Source organism: Rhodococcus sp. B50 (assembly GCF_013602415.1).
In the GTDB taxonomy this organism is placed as follows: Bacteria; Actinomycetota; Actinomycetes; order Mycobacteriales; family Mycobacteriaceae; genus Rhodococcus.
Map to the genome: position 1 here is coordinate 4690928 of NZ_WPAG02000002.1, position 18519 is coordinate 4709446.

Here is an 18519-nt window from a genome sequence, read left to right on the forward strand (position 1 = left end):
ATGATCCGTCCCGCCTCACGGGGCGGGACGGATCACGCGTCGCGGCGGCGGAAGCCGTCGACGAACAACGACACGATGGTGCGGGCGAGGTCGGCGAGGGTGCGGTCCGGCCCGGGCCGGTACCAGCGGGAGGCGTGCCAGACGGCGTCGTAGATCAGTTCCCGGAACGCCTCGGGGTCGATGTCGGTGCGGAAGGCCCCTTCGGCGATGCCGTCCCGGATGGCTTCGCGCCATGCGACTTCCATGGCATCGGCCGAGGAGACCATGTCGGCCTCGACGACGCGCTCGCGCATGTATTCGCCTTCGCGTCGCCAGATGGAGGTCGCGCCGTGGTAGTCCTCGGAGGTCTCCAACGCGATCAGAGTGAACGCCTCGAGCCGTTCGACGGGCGGAAGCGACCGCGCCAGCACCTCGCGGCACCGTGCATTGAGGTCGGTGATGTATTCGCGGATGAGTTCGGTGACGATCGCTTCCTTGGACGGGAAGTAGTGGTAGAGCGCTCCGGAGTACACGCCGACCGCGTCGGCGATCTCTCGGATGGTGGTGGCGGTGACGCCCTTGCGGGCGAAGATCTCTGCCGACCTGTCGAGTATCTGTCGCTTGCGCTCCTGCGGATCCACCATCGTCCTCTCCCGGGGCCTGAAGAAGGCCTGTTCTCGGACCACATTGTGCCACATCCATTGATCAAACGATCAATGGAGTTCAGTCTCGACGTCTTCAGGAGTATGCATGGCCGTGTCCCGCATGGACCCGATCGTTCCCACAACCCCGCTCGACGGCGCCACGGCCCTCGTGACCGGAGCCGGTCAGGGCATCGGACGAGGGATCGCCCTTGCTCTCGCCTCGGCGGGTGCCTCGGTGGCCGTCGTCGGCCGCACCGCGGAGACGATAGGTGCCACCGCCGTCGAGATCGAAGCACGGGGTGGGCGTGCGGTGCCGTACGTGTGCGACGTGACCGATCCGGTGGCGGTCGATGCGACGGTCGCGGACGTGGTGCGGGAGTTCGGTGGGCTCACCATCCTGGTGAACAATGCGCAGTCACCCGCGCCCGGAACGCTGCTCGAACTCGATGAAGCCGTGTATCGCGACGGCATGGAATCCGGACCCACTGCCACTTGGCGGATGATGCGGGCGTGCCACCCCCACCTGCGTGGCGGTGGTTCGATCGTCAATCTCGGATCGGCGGCGGGTATCCGATGGAACCCGTCGGGGACAGGGGGATACGCGGCGGCGAAGGAGGCGATCCGGGTACTCACCCGCACCGCCGCCTGTGAGTGGGCGGCAGACGGCATCCGCGTCAACAGCATTCTTCCGCTGGCCGATTCGGTTGCCATGCAGGAGTGGGCGGAACGTGAACCCGACGAAGCGACCGCATATGCCAGGTCGATTCCGCTCGGTCGGCTCGGCGACCCCGAGACCGACATCGGGCCGGCCGTGGTCTTCCTGTGCAGCGAGGCCGCCCGTTACATCACCGGCCACTCGCTTCCGGTGGACGGAGGTCAGGCGCTGGTGCGCTGAGGCGCCTGCCCATGGCGGTGCTGCGCGTCGTATTGCGACAGGGCGCGCCACACCGTCCGGGCCGCAAGGCGAACCGGGGTGGCCAGGCCGACGGTGTCGATGCTGCCCACCGGGCCCGTCACGGACAGTGCCCCTACGCACGTCCGTCCGTTTCCGACAGGGGCCGCGACGCATGCGACACCCGATACCGATTCCTCGCGCTCGTATGCGATGTGACGCTCGCGTATGCGTGCGATTTCCGTTCGGGGCAAAAGATTCTCGATGCGGGCGGCGCCACTGCCGGGCGTGCATCCGGAAAGTGGACGCGCGGTATCGAACCGGGAGTGTGCGAGAAGGGCCTTGCCGAGCGCGGTGCGGTGGGCCGGCTGCCGTCCCCCGATGCGCGAGGGCAGGTCGATGTCGCTACGGCCGACCTTGTCGACGTAGCGGATGCTGCTGCCGTCGAGCACGGCCAGATGGACGACGAGGCCGGTCGCCGAATGCAGGTCGTGCAGGACGGGGTTGGCCACTCGGTGCAAGCGGTCGTGGTTCCGTGCCAGTGCTCCCCATTCGAGGGGAGTGCGTCCCAGGCCGTAGGCCTTGCCTCGTTTGCTCACCCACCCGTGCTCGGCGAGTTGGGTGAGCAAACGGTGGGTGGACGAACGCGGCAGGCCTGTCCGCGACGACAGTTCGGACAGGGTGAGGCGATCGCCGGCGTGGAACTCGTCCAGAAGTCCGGCCACGCGGGCGATGACGGCGTCCGGAAAGTCGTCGGTGCGTGTCACGAAAATCCTCCATCAACGGGGCGGGCAGGGGCGGCACATTGATTGATCGGTCGATCAATCAATGGTTGCGACGGTAACAGGATCGGGGCTTACGTGGCCAGCGTCACTTGGAGATGGTCGGCCGCGCGACGTACCCGGCGAGCCGCGTCCTCGGGGATCGCCTCGGCCGGCCCGGCCAACGACAGTGCCGCGATTTCGCCGTCTCCGGCAGCGAACGCCGCAACCACGTGACGGAAGCACGTGCCTCCGTACGCGACACCGTCGACCATCGAACACCCGCTACCGGCCAGGAGTGCGGGGTGCGTTCCGTCGCGCCGGGCCAGGAGCGCGAGGCCTGCGACGGTTTCTTCGGCCGGCCTGCGTTGACCCGCCCACGAGCTGTCGGCCACCCGGATCCCACTGACTTTCTCCAGGTAGACGAGCTGATCTCCGTCGAGAACCGTCAGGTGGACGACCAGTCCGGTATCGCGGTGCAGGTCGTACATCGCCGGCAAGGCTGCGCTGTGGATTCGGTCGTGGGCCTGTGCGAGGGCGCCGAGTTCGACGATCTTCGGGCCCAGGTGGTAGGTGGTGCCGCTACGGCGCATCCAGCCGACCCCCACCAACTGCAGCAGCATCCGGTGGGCGGACGACCGGGGAAATCCCGTCCGGCGGCAGAGTTCGGTGAGGGTCAGACCGTCGGTGTCGCGGAACGGTTCGAGCAACAGGCTGACGCGTCCCATGACGGACGAGGGGGTGTCGAGGACTTCGGACATCGTGTTCTCCGAGGGCTGGCGTGCGGTGATTGATCGACCGATCAATGATGCCTACGACTGTAGCGCCGGATTCGCCGAACGAAAAGAACGAATTTCATAAGAGAACGAAAAGTGCCCCGCGACCTGCGTCGCGGGGCACTCTTCGGATCGAGGTGAAACGCCTCGGATCAGGCAGACGGCGGGATGAATGCCTTCAGTGGCTCGGAGCCCGTCTGGTCGTGACCCCAGTACGCGTCGGCGGTGATCTCCTCGGAGGTGTAGTGGCGCTCGTCGACGAGCATGCCCTCCGTGCCGAACTCGAGATCCCAGCCGCCGGGTGCACGGACGTAGAACGAGATCATCTTGTCGTTGGTGTGCCGGCCCAGAGTCGACGAGATCGAGAAGTCGAGCTTGTTCACGCGATCGAGTGCCTGGCCGACCGCGTCGAGGGTGTCGACCTCGGTCATCAGGTGCACCAGTCCGGGCTCCTCGTTCGGCGGAGCCGGGCACAGTGCGAGGCTGTGGTGACGCTCGTTGATACCCAGGAAGCGGACTCGCACCAGACCGTCCTCGTCGAGACGGATCGATCCGCGCGGCAGGAAACCGAGGACCTGCGTGTAGAACTCGTACGTCTCGGCGAAGTTCGCCGTCGGCAGCACCACGTGGCCGAGGCCCAGACCGCCGGTCACCCAGTGCCCACCGAACCGCGTCACGACCGGGCTGTGGTCGAGCACCGGACCGAAGAACACCTCGAGGCGGGTTCCGGCCGGATCCTCGAACGCGATGGCACCTTCCGCGTCGATGTACGTCGCTTCCTTGTGGGAGAGCACCTCGACGGTGCGTCCCGACTTCTCGACCGCCTCGCGCACCCGCTGGAGTGCGAACTCGTCACGCACCTCCCAGCCCACGGCCAGCGCCTTGTCGGACTCGCCGGGCAGCACTTGGATGCGCGAGCGGCGCTCGTCGACGCGGGCGTAGAAGCCGTCGGCCTCCGGGCCCGAACCCTCGGCCATGCCGAGTCCGTCGAGGAGGAGGGCGCGCCAGCGCGGCACGTCCTGCGTCTGGATGCGGAGGTAGCCGAGACCTCTCAGTTCAGTCATGTTGTCGTCCTCGAAAGTGAAGGGGAGATCAGATCATTGCGCGGTAGGGACCCTGCGGGTCGCCACCGAGCTGAGTGAGGGCCGCGGAATGGTAGATCATGCCGGGCACGTGGATGGCGTGGGTCAGGCCGACGTGAGCGTCGCGCCAGAACCGCTGCATCGGGGTCTTCAGATGCACTGCGGCACCGCCGGCGCGTGCGAAGACCTCGTCCATCGCCCGCACGGCACGCCAAGCGGCCGAGATCTGGGTGCGCCGGCCGATGGCGCGCTCCTCGAAGCTGATCTCCTCACCTCGGTCCGTCTTGTCCCAGAACCGGTCGACGGTCTCGAGCAATGCGAGTCGCGACGCGGAGATCTCCGATGCAGCCTCGCTGATCGCGAACAGGATGTACGGGTCCTCCTTGATCGGGACGCCGGTGACCTGGACGCGTTCCTTCTGCGCCGCGATGTAGCAAGCCAGTGCACCCTCGGTCATTCCGATCAGCGACGAGGTGATGCCCAGCGGGAAGATGTACGAGAAGGGGAACTTGTACAGCGTCTCGTCGCGACCCGCGTGCCGCCAGCCGTTGCCGCTGAGGACGATGTCGGCGTCGATGGTGCGGTGCTCCGGGATGAAGGCGTCCTTGATGATCAGGTCCTTCGAGCCCGTGCCGCGCAGGCCGATGACGTTCCAGCTGTCCTGGTCGATCTCGTAGTCGGAGCGGGGAAGCACGACGTGCAGCACCTGGCCGGTGCGGTTGCCGTCCTTGTCACCCACAGCAGCGCCGATCATGACCCAGCCGCAGTGGTCCGTGCCCGACGAGAACGACCAGCGGCCGTTGAGAATGTACCCGCCCTCGACGGGCACCGCGACACCCATCGGTGCGTACGGCGATGCCATCCACATGTCGTTGTCCTCGCCCCAGATCTCCTCCTGGGCCTTGGGGTCGAAGAAGGCGAGCTCCCACGGATGGACGCCGACGATGCCGGCGACCCAGCCCGTCGCGCCGTCGAGGGCGCCGAGTGCCATGACGGTCTCGGCCGCCTCACGCGGGTGGCCTTCGGAACCGCCGAACTCCTTCGGCTGGAAGGTGCGGATGATGCCGGAGTCGCGCAGACGCTTCGCGGTGGTATCGGTGAGGCGCATGATCTTGTCGCCTTCGATGCCCTCGGCGCGGATCTCCTCCGCGTGCTGCATGATCCTGTCCAATACCTGACCCATGACGGTGACTCTTCCTGGGAATCGGCTGTTGACGAGCCGGGACTACGTGGAGGGGGTGTGCTCCGCCGACCGGAGCGACCTGCGCGGTGTGCAGGTGTGGTACGTCGAACAGTCCCAGCTGTGATGTGAGCGCGCACCGATGTTTCCGTTCAACGGGACGGCCGGGGCGGGGGGCACGGACCCTCGGTACAAAGAGACGGACAGCACAGTGATGCCCTCACCGTGACCGCTCGTCCCGGAAGGATCGACATGACCGACACCGCAGACCTGGTGGCTTCGCTCGTCGAGCGCGTGCAGCTTCTCGAGGACAAGGCCGCCATCCACGAGGTGCTCACGGCCTACGGTCCGGCCGTAGACGCCGGCGACGCTGATGCGGTGGGCGAGTTGTGGGCGGAGGACGCGGTCTACGACATCGACATCCGCGTGATGGAGGGTCGCGACGCCATCACCGAGATGGTCCGCACCCGTCCTCATCAGGACTACATCAACGAAGGATGCGGCCACCTGCTCGACCCGGTCCACATCCGCGTCGACGGCGACACCGCCGTCGCGACCTGCCATTCGCTGCTGTTGCGTCGCAACCTCGATTCCGACTCGTACCGTGTGTGGCGGGTGACGGCCAACCGCTTCGAGCTCGCGCGCATCGACGGTCGCTGGAAGATCAAGCGCCGCACCGCACGAGTGCTCGACGGCAGTGCCGAGGCCCGCGAGCTGCTCGCGAGGGCCTCCCGATGAGTGAATTGTCCGCGGCGGAACAGCTTCTCGCCATCCATGAGATCCAGCAGGTCTTCTCGGCACGTCTGCGCGTGATGGACACCAAGCAGTGGGAGCTGTACCCGACCCTGCACACCGAGGACGTGGTGAGCGAAACGTGGGGCGGGCTGCCCAGCGACAAGCAGCCCCGCACCGGTGACGACGCCGGCCGCGTCGTGGGCCGCGAGGCGCTGACCCGCGCCATCAGCAACTTCCTCGACGGCCCCGTCTCGGTCACCTCGGCCCATCACGGCCACTGCCCGGAGATCGTCCTCGAATCCGACACCACCGCCCGCGGGATCTGGGCGATGGAGGATCAGCTGTGGTGGGACAACGACGGCGTCGAGGAATCGCTGCACGGGTGGGGCCACTACCACGAGGAATATCGCAAGGTCGACGGGGTCTGGCTGATCTCCTACCGCAAGCTCACCCGCCTGCGCGAGGTGCACACGCCCGGCTTCTTCAGCTTCCTGAAAGGATCACCAGATCCGAGCTGACGCGGTGAAACGAGGCTCGCCCCTGCAACACGCCGGGCGAGCCCCGCTTCACCGCGTCAACGTCCGACGTAGCAGCTTTGCGACGTGTCGTTGAAGGAGAAGGCAGGTCCGGTCACGGACAGCGTGGTTCTGCAGCCGCGGCGAATCTCCTTGTCGCCCGCGAACGAGTTCACGTACAGGTACAACGTCTTCTTGTTGTTGTTGTTGTTGTCCGCGACGTAGGTGTGGCCCTCGACCCGGTCGTAGGCCCAGGTCGTCAGCTCCACCCTGTCGACGAAGGTCTGCTGCGGCGCGGTGGTCGTCGTCGGAGTCGGAGCCGCAGTCGTCGGTCGTGTGCTGCGAACCTGGAACGTCTTCACCGCATTGCCGGTGAAATCCTTCAGGGCGCCGGCCATGAGGTCCATCAGCTGTCGGGACAACGAAAACAATTGGAGCGCAGCGCCGACACGCTCACCTCCATGCAGGATGCCGGCGCATTGAGCGACATCGGTGAAGCGCCTCTGATTTCGGTCGTCGGATCCGACAGAAGCAAGCGGAGAAGACAGATACACGGATGACGACATCGTGTATCTGTCTTCTCGGCTTGCGTACTGGGGTCGAGGAGTCTCAGTAGAGGTTGTCGAGCTTGTCGAGATCGACGCCCTTGGTCTCCCGACTGGTGGCTACAGCGATCACGGTGATCGACATGGTGATCACCAGGTAGACGATGACCGCGGTGGCGCTGAAGCGGTCGACCAGCCACACGGCGATGAACGGCGCCGGAGCACCGGCGATGATCGAGGAACCCTGGAACACCAGCGACGAACCGGCGAAGCGGTACTTGGTGGGGAACAACTCCGTGATCCATGCGGCCTCGGGACCGGCGAGCATCCCGTGCAGCAATGCGCCGACACAGACACCCACACCGAGGGCGGTCATGTTCTCGGTGTGCACCAGGGAGAAGAAGATCGGTGCCCAGATGATGAGCGAGACGGCCGGGACGAGCATGGCGATCTTGCGCCCCACCCGGTCGGACCACCATCCGCCGCCGATCATTCCGAGGAACTGGCAGACCGACGCGAAGGCGACGGTGGTGACGATCGCGCCACGGGTGTAGTCGAAGTAGGTTGTGGCGTAGGCGATGACGAAGATCGTATAGACGTAGAACGCGATGTTCTCGCCGAGACGCATGCCGAGGCCGTGGAGCAGGGGGCGGGGCTTACGCAGAGCTTCGACGATGCTGGACGAATCCTTGCGGGCAGCATTTTCCTCGGTGGATTCGGCCTTCGCCTGCGCGGCCTGGTAGACCGGCGATTCCTCGACACCCCGACGGATCAGGAACCCGATGATGAGAAGGGGCACGGCGAGGAGGAAGGCCACGCGCCAACCCCATTCGTCGAATGCGTCCCCGGGGAAGACGACCGCGAGTATGCCCACTGTGACGGTGGCCAGGACGGTGCCGGCCGGAGCCCCGGACTGGGGCCATGCCGCCCAGAATCCACGACGCTTGGGTTCGCCGTATTCGCTGACCAGGATCACCGCAGCCCCGAACTCACCACCGAGAGCGAAACCCTGAATCATGCGCAGGACCACCAGGGCGACGGTGGCCCAGATGCCGATCTGACCGTAGGTCGGCAACAGTCCGATCGCGGCCGTCGCGCCACCGAGCATGAGGAACGTTGCCACCAGGATGGGCTTGCGTCCGAACTTGTCACCGAGATGACCGAAGACGATGCCGCCGAGCGGTCGGGCGACGAACCCGAGTCCCTGCGTCGCGAGGGCCATCAGCAAGGACGCAACGGCGTTGCCGCTGGGGAAGAACAGAGGGCCGAGGACGGTCGCGGCAAGGATGCCGTAGATCGCGAAGTCGTACCACTCGAGGACGGCGCCGGCCATGCTGCCGGCCAGAACCCGCTTGAACGGAGTTCTCGTGGTCGGTGTGCCGGTGTCCGGTGGAACCGGTGGCGTACCCGACTGCTCGATGGTGGTCATGTCGTGCCTTTCGGATCAGGTTCGAGTTCAGCCGTGTGTCACAGCTGGAGGGTCAGCTTGTCGCCGCATGCGCGGGAGCAGCAGGTCATCATGGTTTTTCCGGCTGCGCGCTCGGCCTTGGTGAGGACCAGGTCGCGGTGGTCGACCTCACCGTCGAGGACGGGTACCTCGCAGGCGCCGCAGATGCCTTCTTCACAGTCGCTCTGAGCGTCGATGTTGGAGGCTCGCAGTGCTTGGAGCACGGTTTGGTCGGCGGCGACCGGGACGGTGATGCCGGAGTCCTTCAGCACCACGTCGAACCCGTGTTCCTTGGAAGGATCCAGTTCTTCGAGTGTGGAGGAGAAGTGTTCGACGTGCAGTGTGTCGTCGGACCAATGGGAGGTGGCCTCGCTCAATGCGGAGAGCAGACGTTCGGGGCCGCACGAGTACACCTGTGTGCCGTCCTCCGGATCGGCGAAGAGCGAAGGAAGGTCCATGCGGATGCCTTCGTCGCCGGGATAGACCCGGACACGATCGCCGTGGTTGCGGGCGAGACGGTCGAGGAACGCCATCGAGGTGCGCGAGCGTCCGGCGTAGTGGATCTCGTAATCGCCACCTGCAGCCTTGACCTGATCGGCCATCGCGATCACCGGGGTGATGCCGATGCCGCCGGCGACGAAGACGTACCGCTTCGCGTCGGGGTCGAGCTTGAAGTGATTGCGGGGACCACGTACACGGAGCGTGGCCCCTACGGACAGTTCGGTGTGAATCCATCGGGACCCGCCCCGGCTCTCCGTGTCGTGGAGGACGGCCACCTGGAAGGTGTTGCGGTCGTTCGGATCACCGCACAGTGAGTATTGCCGCGACACCGTTCCACAGTCGATATCGATATGCGATCCCGCCGACCACTTCGGTAGCGGTCGTCCGGAGGTGTCGCGCAGGGTGATCAACAGGATGTCGTCGGCGACCGTTTCGAGTTCGGTAACCGCCATCGTGCGAGCGATGGTGTTCTTGGACGGTTCGCCGATCTTGACCGGCTGGTGCCGGGACAGCACTGTCGGGTCGGCTCGTTCGGGGTTGCGCGCCGGATCCCACCGGACCCACACGTGATCGGGTCCGCGGAACGAGGTGTTGGGCAGATAGGTGAACTCCTGATCCGGTACCAGTTCCATGTGGGGCAGTCGTCGCGTGAGCTCTTCGAGAAAGATCTGAATCTCCATGCGCGCGAGATTCTTTCCCATGCACTGGTGGCTGCCGTAGCCGAAGGTGAGATGGTCGCTGGCGTTGTCGCGCCGGATGTCGAAGTCGTCGGCCTGATCGAAATGACGTTCGTCGTGGTTGGCGGACGAGTTGACGATCAGCAGCTTGGCTCCGGCAGGAATCTCGACGCCGTTGATCGTGGTGTCCGCGGTGACGAGCCGTCGCCACGCGGCGACCGATCCGGAATGTCGTAGGCACTCTTCGACGGCATTCGGGATCAGGCTCGGGTCGGCGCAGATCTCCTCCCACACGTCGCGATGCTCGAGCAGTAGACGCAAGGCGTTTGCGGAGGCGTTGGCGGTGGTCTCGTGGGCGGCGACGATGCCGGCCATCATCATCGAGTGCAGGTAGGAGTCGGTGACAACGTCCGGCTGTTCCTCCTGGACGCGGATGCCGAAGGGCATCCAGCCGTGTCCGCTGGGATCCTTGCGCATCTTGTCGAGGACGGTGCCGGCGAACTGCCAGAACTTGCCTACGGCATCGGCGACGGCGACCTGCTGCTCGGGAGCGGGTCGTCCCCATGTGTTGACGGTGTGCGCGATCGAGTACTCGCGCAGGGTGTCCATGTCTTCCTCGGGCACGCCGAGGAAGTGCAGGGCGACGGTGAGCGGGACCTCCCAGAGCATCTCGTCGACGAGGTCGACGTGCCCGGCATCGATGAAACGATCGACGTATTCGCGGGTCAGCCGGCGCACCATCGGCTCATGGTGGGCGAGTGCGGCGGGAGTGAAAGGTTCCATCAGCGCTCGCCGACGAGGCATGTGCGCCGGTTCGTCCTCGTTGACGAGGGTGCGGTTCATGGCATAGCCGTAGCGGGCCAGGACAGCGTTCGCCTCGTCGGAGGTCGGGGTGATCTTCTCGAGAGCGATCGAGGGGGAGAACAGTTCGTTGTCGCGGAAGACGGCTTTGACGTCTTCGTAGCGAGTGACCACCCAGTAGCCGAGTTCGGGACTGTAGAAGACGGGCTCTTCGTCTCGGGACCAGCGCAGTGATGCGGCCGGGTCCACCTGATACGGCCCGGTGAAGGGATCGAACGCCGCGGCGCGCGGCGAGACAGGGCAGCCGGTAGGGGAGGTGAAGGCGGTGTGGTCGACAGGGCAACGGCTTTCTGTGGCCGGTTGCGGGACTTCGAGGACGGTGCCGCTCGACTGACTCGTCATGATGCTCTCCAAGCTACGAACTGCTGATTTACTAATACCGAACACAAGTGTTCGTTGAACGCACAGGGAGACGGTAATGGCGGTCACACTCGTCGTCAACACCGGGGTGCATCTCTGTGCTGAGAGCACAAAAAAGGGACGCCCTCACAGGGCGTCCCTTCGCTCGGCGAAATAGGTCAGGTACGCAGCAGGCTGTTGATCCGTGCGGCAGTCGCCGCGACCGCAGCTGCGGCAGCCTCGGTGTCGAGTCCTTCGATTGCCACGACCCCGACGCTCGACTCGAAACCCACGCCTTCGGCGTCGACCGGTGTGCGCACGCCGGCCGCCACGCCGACGGCGCCGTGTTCGATTTCGCCGGCCGTGATGCTGAAGCCGTCCTCACGTGCGCGGCGGACCGCGTCGGTGTCGGAATCCGATGCGGGGCGGCCGGCGAGGATCGCGATACCGGCCGCGCCTTTGGATACGGGATGTCTCGTGCCGACCCGGTAGCCCACTCGGAGAATTCCTGAGTCGGGTTCGGCCACCGCGATCACCACGCACTCGTCGCCCTCCAGGGTCGACAGGAACGCTGTGGCCGACGTCTGCTGCGCGAGGTCTCGCAGTAGCGGTTGCGTGACTTCACGCACTCGGGGGCGGAATCGCGAACCGAGTAGCGCTGCTCCTGCGGCCAGCCTGATACGGCCGTCCTGTGTTCGCGCCACGAGCGAGTGTGCCTCGAGGGTCGCCACGATTCGGTAGCTGATGGCACGAGCGATACCCAGCTCCGCCGCGAGTTCTGCGATCGAGATTCCCCCTGGGCGCTGGGACACGATATCCAGCGCGCGTAAACCGCGATCCAGGGTCTGCAGGGTGCTCAACGGTTCTCCTCAGGGGCTCTCGCTAGGGGTGCCGAAGCCTATCCCGACCATATCTCTGGGTATCGGCATGAATGTATGGGCGGGCTTCCGGGGATGGATTTCCGGGGATCGACCGAATTCTCGCGCGCTGAACCGAGGCTTGCGTACCCTGCAACCCGCGCGAACCCCGCTTCGGCGCGCACGACTCCCGTGGTCGGCGACCCGTACTCGGGACGCCGTTTCACCCCATTGGCCCTCGACTGTCTTCTGAATGCGATCCCGTACTTCGTCTCCACGGAATCGGCGCAGATGAGGGAGGAATTGCTCGTCTCGTAAATCCGGGAATGAACGTTACGTGAATGTGATTATCATCACTTTGGGTTTCTTCGGCCGTTCGGACTACACCCAGGTAGGCGCACCCGAAGGTCAAGGGATTCAACCGAACACAGGACACGATCGCGTCGTCGCCCCTGACTTTGGGGCTGGATTTCCCTGCTGATCTGCGACAAGACTTCAATTCACACGTAACGCTCAGCTATTTCTTAGAGATAGCTCGGGTAACGCTTCAATCAAGTCAGGTCCAGCGCCGGCCCTGACTCGTCGAAGGAAGAATCTTGTCTCGGGGAGGAGACATGGTCATGGGGAGGACTGCGGGATGACGACGGTCGACGATCGAGGGGTCGATCCGTCCGACGCTCCGCGGCGCGCGCAGAAGCGCGCGTCCGCGGACGCGTCGCCCGGCACCGGCGTCAATCGGTGGAAGTGGCAGAACGCCTACGTCAAGCGGCTCTACGTCACGGACGCACTCGTCGTGGTGCTGTCCGTGCTGCTGGCGCAGTGGGTTCGGTTCGGGTACGAGGAACTCTTGCTCGCCGGGGAGGGCGCAGCACTCGAGTACTCGTTGACGTCCGCGACCATCATCGTTGCGTGGCTGGGTGCGCTGAGTCTCTTCCGCACTCGGTCGCGTCGCGTCATCGGCGCCGGCTACGACGAGTATCAGCGGGTCATCTCCGCGACCATCGGCATGTTCGGTGCGATCGCGATCATCGCGCTCATCTCCAACGAGCAGATCGCGCGCGGGTTCCTCGCCATCGCGTTGCCGGTCGGTCTCACCGGTTTGCTGCTCACTCGGTGGTTGTGGCGGAAGGTGATCGCGCGCAAGCGGGCTCGCGGGGAATTCCAGACGTCGGTGCTGGTGGTCGGTGGCGCGCGGGCGGTACGGCATATGGCGCGCACCTTCGCCCGTAAGGACGGCGAGGGTTACCGCGTCGTGGGCGTGTGCGTACCCCGCTATTCGGGTGCTCCCGGTGACGTGATCGACGTCGACGGTCGGGAGATCACCATCTACGGCGACGAACACTCCGTCGTGGAGGCACTGAAGCTGTCGCAGGCCGACACGGTGGTGGTCACCGCCACCGAAACCCTCGGCAGCGAGGGGTTGCACGATCTGGTATGGCAGCTCGAACCGCTCGAGACCGATCTGGTGGTCGCGACCGGGGTGGTCGATGTGGCCGGTCCGCGGATCGAGATGCGTCCGGTGGCCGGCCTGCCGCTCATTCACGTGGAGAAGCCGAGCTATCACGGGGCGAAGCGGTCGGGGAAGCGGATCTTCGACTTGGCGTTCGCGGGCGCGGCGTTGCTGGCGTTGGCGCCGGTGTTCGCGGTGGTCGCGCTGCTCATCAAGCTCGAGGATCGGGGTCCGGTCTTCTACAAGGCCGAGCGGATCGGTCTCGATGGTGAGCCGTTCGGGATGGTGAAGTTCCGGTCGATGGTCACCAATGCCGACAAGATGGTCGATCGGCTGCTCGCGCAGAACGAGGGCGCCGGCCCGCTGTTCAAGATGAAGGACGATCCGCGGGTCACCCGCGTGGGCAGGGTGATGCGGCGGTTCAGCATCGACGAGTTGCCCCAGTTCCTCAACGTGATTCGCGGGGAGATGAGTGTGGTGGGTCCGCGTCCGCCGTTGCGGCGTGAGGTGGAGGCCTATGACGGTCGGGTCAAGCGCCGGCTGCTTGTTCGCCCCGGTGTGACCGGACTGTGGCAGGTCAGCGGTCGGTCGGATCTGTCCTGGGACGAGTCGGTGCGGCTGGATCTGTCGTATGTGGAGAACTGGTCGATGGTCTCGGATGTGTTGATCATCGGTAAGACCGTCAAGGCCGTGCTCGCCAGCGACGGCGCCTACTGAGCGACAGCGTGAACAGAACGGCCTCGGAGCGCGACTCCGAGGTCGTTCTCGTTCTGCGGAAAGACTCGAATCGCCATGAGTACATGCACAGGCGGATACCGTGGACGAAACAGTTCGGAGGTAGTCGCATGTGCACAGCCGCCAACTACATTGCCAAGGACCACTACTTCGGCCGGAATCTCGATCTCGAATTCTCCTACCGGGAAGCGGTGACGGTCACGCCGCGAAACTTCCCCTTCGAGTTCCGCAAGGTGCCCCCGCTGAACACTCATCACGCCATGATCGGCATGGCGACCGTCGCCGAGGGTTATCCGCTCTACTACGACGCGACCAACGAGAAGGGCTTGAGCATGGCGGGGCTGAACTTCCCCGACAATGCCGACTACAAGCCCGTGTCGGAGGACGGGACGAACGTCGCGTCGTTCGAGTTCATTCCCTGGGTCCTCGGGCAGTTCGAGACCGTCGCGCAGGTACGGGACGCACTATCGGACGTGCGCATCGTCGACCTCGCATTCAGTGAGGAGTTTCCGCCGTCCCCACTGCACTGGATCATTTCCGACCGGGACGAGTCCATCACCGTCGAATCCGTCGACGAGGGCTTGAAGGTCCACGACAACCCGATCCAGGTCCTTACGAACAACCCGACGTTCGACTTCCAGTTGTTCAACATCAACAACTACATGAGTCTGTCGGTCGACCCGCCCGAGCCGCATTTCTCGAAGGAAATCCCTTTCGACACCTACAGTCGCGGGCTGGGTGCACTCGGATTGCCCGGAGATCTGTCGTCGGTATCGCGCTTCGTCAAAGCCGCCTTCACCAAGGTGAATTCGGTGTCGGGTGAATCGGAATCCGAGGCGATCAGTCAGTTCTTCCACATCCTCGGCTCTGTGGAGCAACAACGGGGATGTGTCCGGCTCGAAGACAAGTACGAGATCACCATCTATTCGTCGTGCTGCAATACGAACAGGGGCATCTACTACTACCGCACCTACGAGAACAGTCAGATCACCGCCGTGGACATGCACAAAGAGGATCTCGACGGTAGCGACCTGGCGTCGTATCCGCTCGTGAAGGGTCAGCAGATCCTCATGCAGAACTGAACACCCCTCGACCGGAACGGCCTCGGAGTTCGCCTCCGGGGCCGTTCTCGTACGGGAGACGTGTTCGAGACTTGACTTCTCGTGTGATGACCCGCACAGTATGTACGCACAGCGTTCATTGCGTACGCAGTGCGTACAAGTCTCTCGTTCCCTCGGAAGGAACCTTCGGTGTCACGACGCTCATTCGAATTCGGCCGGCTCCGCACGGCGGCAGTAGCGGTGTCGGGTGTTCTCGCGCTCGCACTCACGGGCTGCAGCTCCGGTGAATCTGCAGCTCAGGAGACGCCCGCAGCGCAGGAAACGACGGCGTCGGATGGTTCACCTTCGGACTCCGCTCACCCTGCCTCCGACGCTCCCGCCGAGGGAGAGATGCGTGTGACGCTGCTCGGTACGGGCAGCCCGGTGCCGAGCACCGAGCGCTACGGCATGTCCACGCTCGTGCAGGCCAACGGCTTGAATCTCGTGATCGATGCTGGTCGCGGCGCGACAGTGCGTTTGACCGAGGCGGGCGTTCCGGTCGGTCAGGTCGACGCCGTCTTCCTCACCCACTTCCACTCCGACCACATAAACGGCCTGTCCGACCTCTGGATGAGCAGCTACGTCCCCGCACTCGGCGGTCGCGAAGGCACCTTCCAGCTGTACGGTCCCGTCGGCGTCCGCAACATCGGCGACGGTATGCAGAGCACCTACCGCAACGACATCGACGTGCGCGTCGCGGACAAGGAAGTGGACCCCGCGACCACGCCGATCGAATCGCACGAGTTCGCGGAAGACGGAGTGGTCTTCGACCAGGACGGCGTCACGGTCACGATGTTCACGGTGGAGCACGACCCTGTCGGTGCCATCCAGCCCGCGGTCGGATATCGCGTCGACTACGCCGGCAAGTCGGTGCTCATCAGCGGCGATACCGTGCCCACCGAGAACGTCCTGAAGTTCGGTGAGGGCGTCGACGTGCTGGTGCACGAGGTTGCGGACTTCGAGGATCCGTCGGCGCTTCCCAGCGTGTACGCGCACCACACGAATCCGCAGCAGGCCGGCGACATCTTCGAACAGACCCAGCCGAAGATGGCCGTGTACAGCCACATCGTCAACGGCATTCCCGGCCGCGTCCCCGGCATCTCCGATGAGATGCTCGTCGAACGCACCCGGGAGAACTACGACGGCCCGCTGACCGTCGGCACCGACCTGATGAGCTTCCTCATCACCGGCGACGAGGTGCGCGTGGACAGCTGAGCGTCAGCTCGAACAGAACCCGCCGGTGTTCCGGCGGGTTCTGTCGATCGCCGAGGGTTTCGTTCCGGGCCCGCGTGGTCACACATCCGATGTACTGCGTTCCGCACTGAGGAGGACCCGACATGGCGGCTACCGTCTCCGACCGATTCGACATCGACGCCACACCCGAGCAGGTGATGCGCGCCCTCGAAGATGTCGAACGCATCCCCGAGTGGTCCTCGGCCCACAAGAGCGTGGAGGTACTCACCCGGGACGCCGACGGTCGCCCGCAGCGGGTTCGCATGACGCTGTCGTTGTTCGGCTTCTCCGACACCCAGACCATCGAGCACGACTGGACCGAGCGGTCGACGTCGTGGACGCTCGTCGAGAGCGCGATGCAGCGCAGTCAGGACGGCGAATACGCGCTGGAGCAGATCTCGCGCGGCACCCGAGTTCACGTCACCATGTCGCTCGAACCGAAGGTTCCGGTTCCCGGTTTCGTGCTGAAACGCGGGCAGAAGCATGCGGTCGAAGCGGTCCGGAAGGGGCTGACCGAGTTCGTCCTGACTCACTACATCTGACACTCCCCGAGACGATCACCCATGACGGATCAGGTCTGCGGCTTTCTCGCCGATCAACACCGTCGGTGCGTGGGTGTGACCGTGGATGGTGGTGGGCATGACCGACGCGTCCGCGATACGGAGTTTGTCGATGCCTCGGACCCGGAGTCGCGAAGTAACGACGCCGGTGCCGTCGCGACCCATGCGGCAGGTGCCGACCGGGTGGTAGATCGTCTGGCCGAGTTCCTCCAGCGCATGGACGAACATCTCCTCGTCATGGGTTCCGGGACGGGGGATGGGCCGGATACGCGGACCGAGTCGGGATTTCAGCGAGGGCGCGGAGGCCAGAACCGAACAGAGCCGTAGGCCTTCGAGCATCGCGTTCCGGTCGATTCCCGCGCTGTCGCTGAGATAGCGAGGGTCGATGATCGGCTTCACGGTGTGATCGGCGGATCGCAACGTGATCTGTCCGCGGCTGACAGGCGCGAGAAGTATCGCGCCGATGATGACGGTGTGCTGGGTGGGAACGACGAGTCCTTGATCGAAGAACGGCGCCGGGGAGAAGAAGATCTCGAGGTCGGGGACAGACAGGTCGGGTCGACTGCGAACGAATCCGTAGGCCTCCTCGACACAGGAGGTCAGCGTGCCCTTCCGCCGGAGCAGATAGTTGACGAACTCGGAGATTGTGCCGGCCGAGAACAGTGAACCGTCGTCGACGCTGTAGCCGAGACCGGCGACGAAGTGGTCCGTCAAGCCCTGCCCGACTTCGGGGAGATGATGGTGCACCGAGATGCCGTGCCTGCGGAGATGCTGCTCGTCGCCGATACCGGAGAGCATCAGCAGTTGAGGTGTGTTGACGGCCCCGCCTGCCACGATCACTTCGCCTTGGGCGCGGATGATTCGGCGGGCGCCGTCCTTCTCGTACTCGACACCCACCGCGGCGGTTCCGTCGAGCAGGATCCGGGTGGCGTGAGCCCCGGTGAGAACGGTGAGGTTGTTCCGTCCCCGGGCAGGCCGGAGGTAGGCATCGGCCACACTCCACCGAGCGCCGCGCCTCTGGGTCACCATCGATCGCGAAAACCCTTCGGGACGAGAACTGTTGGCTCGCTCGACAGGAAATCCGGTTTCTGCGGCCGCGTCGAGGAACGCGGTGGTGAGCGGTCGTGGACTGCGTTGCTCGGTGACGATGATCGGCCCGGAGTGTCCGGACTCGGGGTCGGTATCGTCCTGTACGCTTTCGATCCGGCGGAAGTACTCGAGCGCTCCGGAGAACGACCACGATGCGTCGCCGGTCAGCTCGGCCCATTCGTCGTAGTCTGCGGCGAAGCCTCGTACCCACATCATCGCGTTCATCGACGACGAGCCGCCGAGCATCTTGCCACGCGGCCAGTAGATCTTTCTGCCGCCGAGCGCTGGTTGTGGCTCCGTCAGGTAGTCCCAGTCGAGTTCGCTGCGGAACAATTTCGAGAACGCGGCGGGGATATGGACGAACTTGTTCTTGTCCTCTGGCCCGGCTTCGAGTGCGACCACCCGTTTTCGGGGGTCGGAGCTGAGTCGGTTGGCGAGCACGGCTCCTGCGGAACCGGTGCCCACGATGACGTAGTCCGCTACTGATGGCTGTTGAGTCATGTCCATCTCCGAGTGTGAGACGACTGCTCCGAGATTTCTGGTTCCGGTCCGAGCGTAGGC

Annotated in this window: 17 protein-coding genes; 7 read left to right on the forward strand and 10 right to left on the reverse strand. The window is 64.9% G+C overall.

The window, feature by feature from the left end; translation table 11 throughout:
- Nucleotides 1–32: 32 nt before the first annotated feature.
- Nucleotides 33–620, reverse strand: coding sequence for a TetR/AcrR family transcriptional regulator (locus tag GON09_RS22080; protein WP_213934576.1), 588 nt, complete (start codon nt 618–620; stop codon nt 33–35).
- 109 nt (nt 621–729) lie between these two features.
- Here GON09_RS22080 and GON09_RS22085 point away from each other — a divergent pair, with 109 nt between their 5' ends.
- Entirely contained in the window at nt 730–1518 is a 789-nt protein-coding gene (locus tag GON09_RS22085) for an SDR family NAD(P)-dependent oxidoreductase (RefSeq protein ID WP_213933742.1), read from the forward strand.
- On the opposite strand, the gene GON09_RS22090 is transcribed toward GON09_RS22085, so the two are convergent.
- The 4 genes from GON09_RS22090 to GON09_RS22105 all read right to left on the reverse strand — a co-directional run bounded on the left by GON09_RS22090 (nt 1500) and on the right by GON09_RS22105 (nt 5317).
- Nucleotides 1500–2282: an IclR family transcriptional regulator gene (locus GON09_RS22090; protein ID WP_213933744.1), complete on the reverse strand. Its 783-nt coding sequence runs from the start codon at nt 2280–2282 to the stop codon at nt 1500–1502. The genes GON09_RS22085 and GON09_RS22090 overlap by 19 nt on opposite strands.
- Before the next feature lie 89 nt (nt 2283–2371).
- Nucleotides 2372–3037, reverse strand: coding sequence for an IclR family transcriptional regulator (locus GON09_RS22095; RefSeq protein WP_213933745.1), 666 nt, complete (start codon nt 3035–3037; stop codon nt 2372–2374).
- A gap of 167 nt (nt 3038–3204) precedes the next feature.
- Nucleotides 3205–4116, reverse strand: coding sequence for a biphenyl-2,3-diol 1,2-dioxygenase (gene bphC, locus GON09_RS22100; protein WP_213933746.1), 912 nt, complete (start codon nt 4114–4116; stop codon nt 3205–3207).
- Nucleotides 4117–4144: 28 nt separating this feature from the next.
- Nucleotides 4145–5317, reverse strand: a complete 1173-nt coding sequence (locus tag GON09_RS22105) for an acyl-CoA dehydrogenase family protein (protein WP_213933747.1) — start codon at nt 5315–5317, stop codon at nt 4145–4147.
- A 249-nt stretch (nt 5318–5566) separates the two neighbouring features.
- On the opposite strand from GON09_RS22105, the gene GON09_RS22110 reads away from it, so the two are divergent.
- Together GON09_RS22110 and GON09_RS22115 are read left to right on the forward strand one after the other, a co-directional pair.
- Nucleotides 5567–6052: a nuclear transport factor 2 family protein gene (locus tag GON09_RS22110; RefSeq protein WP_213933748.1), complete on the forward strand. Its 486-nt coding sequence runs from the start codon at nt 5567–5569 to the stop codon at nt 6050–6052.
- Nucleotides 6049–6567 carry a nuclear transport factor 2 family protein gene (locus GON09_RS22115; RefSeq protein WP_213933749.1) on the forward strand — a complete coding sequence of 173 codons (519 nt, stop codon included), beginning with the start codon at nt 6049–6051 and terminating at the stop codon, nt 6565–6567. The genes GON09_RS22110 and GON09_RS22115 overlap by 4 nt, the downstream gene beginning before the upstream one ends.
- Before the next feature lie 56 nt (nt 6568–6623).
- Here the strand turns inward: GON09_RS22115 and GON09_RS22120 are convergent, their stop codons facing one another.
- The 4 genes from GON09_RS22120 to GON09_RS22135 all read right to left on the reverse strand — a co-directional run bounded on the left by GON09_RS22120 (nt 6624) and on the right by GON09_RS22135 (nt 11794).
- Entirely contained in the window at nt 6624–6986 is a 363-nt protein-coding gene (locus GON09_RS22120) for a hypothetical protein (protein WP_213933750.1), read from the reverse strand.
- Nucleotides 6987–7173: 187 nt separating this feature from the next.
- Nucleotides 7174–8538, reverse strand: coding sequence for an MFS transporter (locus tag GON09_RS22125; RefSeq protein ID WP_213933751.1), 1365 nt, complete (start codon nt 8536–8538; stop codon nt 7174–7176).
- A gap of 38 nt (nt 8539–8576) precedes the next feature.
- Complete coding sequence (locus GON09_RS22130) at nt 8577–10937, reverse strand: cytochrome P450/oxidoreductase (protein ID WP_213933753.1); 2361 nt, start codon at nt 10935–10937, stop codon at nt 8577–8579.
- 176 nt (nt 10938–11113) lie between these two features.
- On the reverse strand, nt 11114–11794 hold the full coding sequence (locus GON09_RS22135) for an IclR family transcriptional regulator (RefSeq protein ID WP_213933754.1): 681 nt from the start codon (nt 11792–11794) through the stop codon (nt 11114–11116).
- A gap of 634 nt (nt 11795–12428) precedes the next feature.
- Here GON09_RS22135 and GON09_RS22140 point away from each other — a divergent pair.
- From GON09_RS22140 to GON09_RS22155, 4 genes are all read left to right on the forward strand, one after another.
- Nucleotides 12429–13958, forward strand: coding sequence for a sugar transferase (locus GON09_RS22140; protein WP_213933755.1), 1530 nt, complete (start codon nt 12429–12431; stop codon nt 13956–13958).
- 128 nt (nt 13959–14086) lie between these two features.
- Entirely contained in the window at nt 14087–15058 is a 972-nt protein-coding gene (bsh, locus tag GON09_RS22145) for a choloylglycine hydrolase (RefSeq protein WP_213933756.1), read from the forward strand.
- Between the two features lie 168 nt (nt 15059–15226).
- Entirely contained in the window at nt 15227–16291 is a 1065-nt protein-coding gene (locus tag GON09_RS22150) for an MBL fold metallo-hydrolase (protein WP_307854454.1), read from the forward strand.
- Nucleotides 16292–16413: 122 nt separating this feature from the next.
- Complete coding sequence (locus GON09_RS22155; protein WP_213933757.1) at nt 16414–16851, forward strand: SRPBCC family protein; 438 nt, start codon at nt 16414–16416, stop codon at nt 16849–16851.
- Between the two features lie 15 nt (nt 16852–16866).
- Here GON09_RS22155 and GON09_RS22160 read toward each other — a convergent pair whose 3' ends face one another.
- Entirely contained in the window at nt 16867–18459 is a 1593-nt protein-coding gene (locus tag GON09_RS22160; RefSeq protein ID WP_213933758.1) for a GMC family oxidoreductase, read from the reverse strand.
- Between the last annotated feature and the right edge of the window lie 60 nt (nt 18460–18519).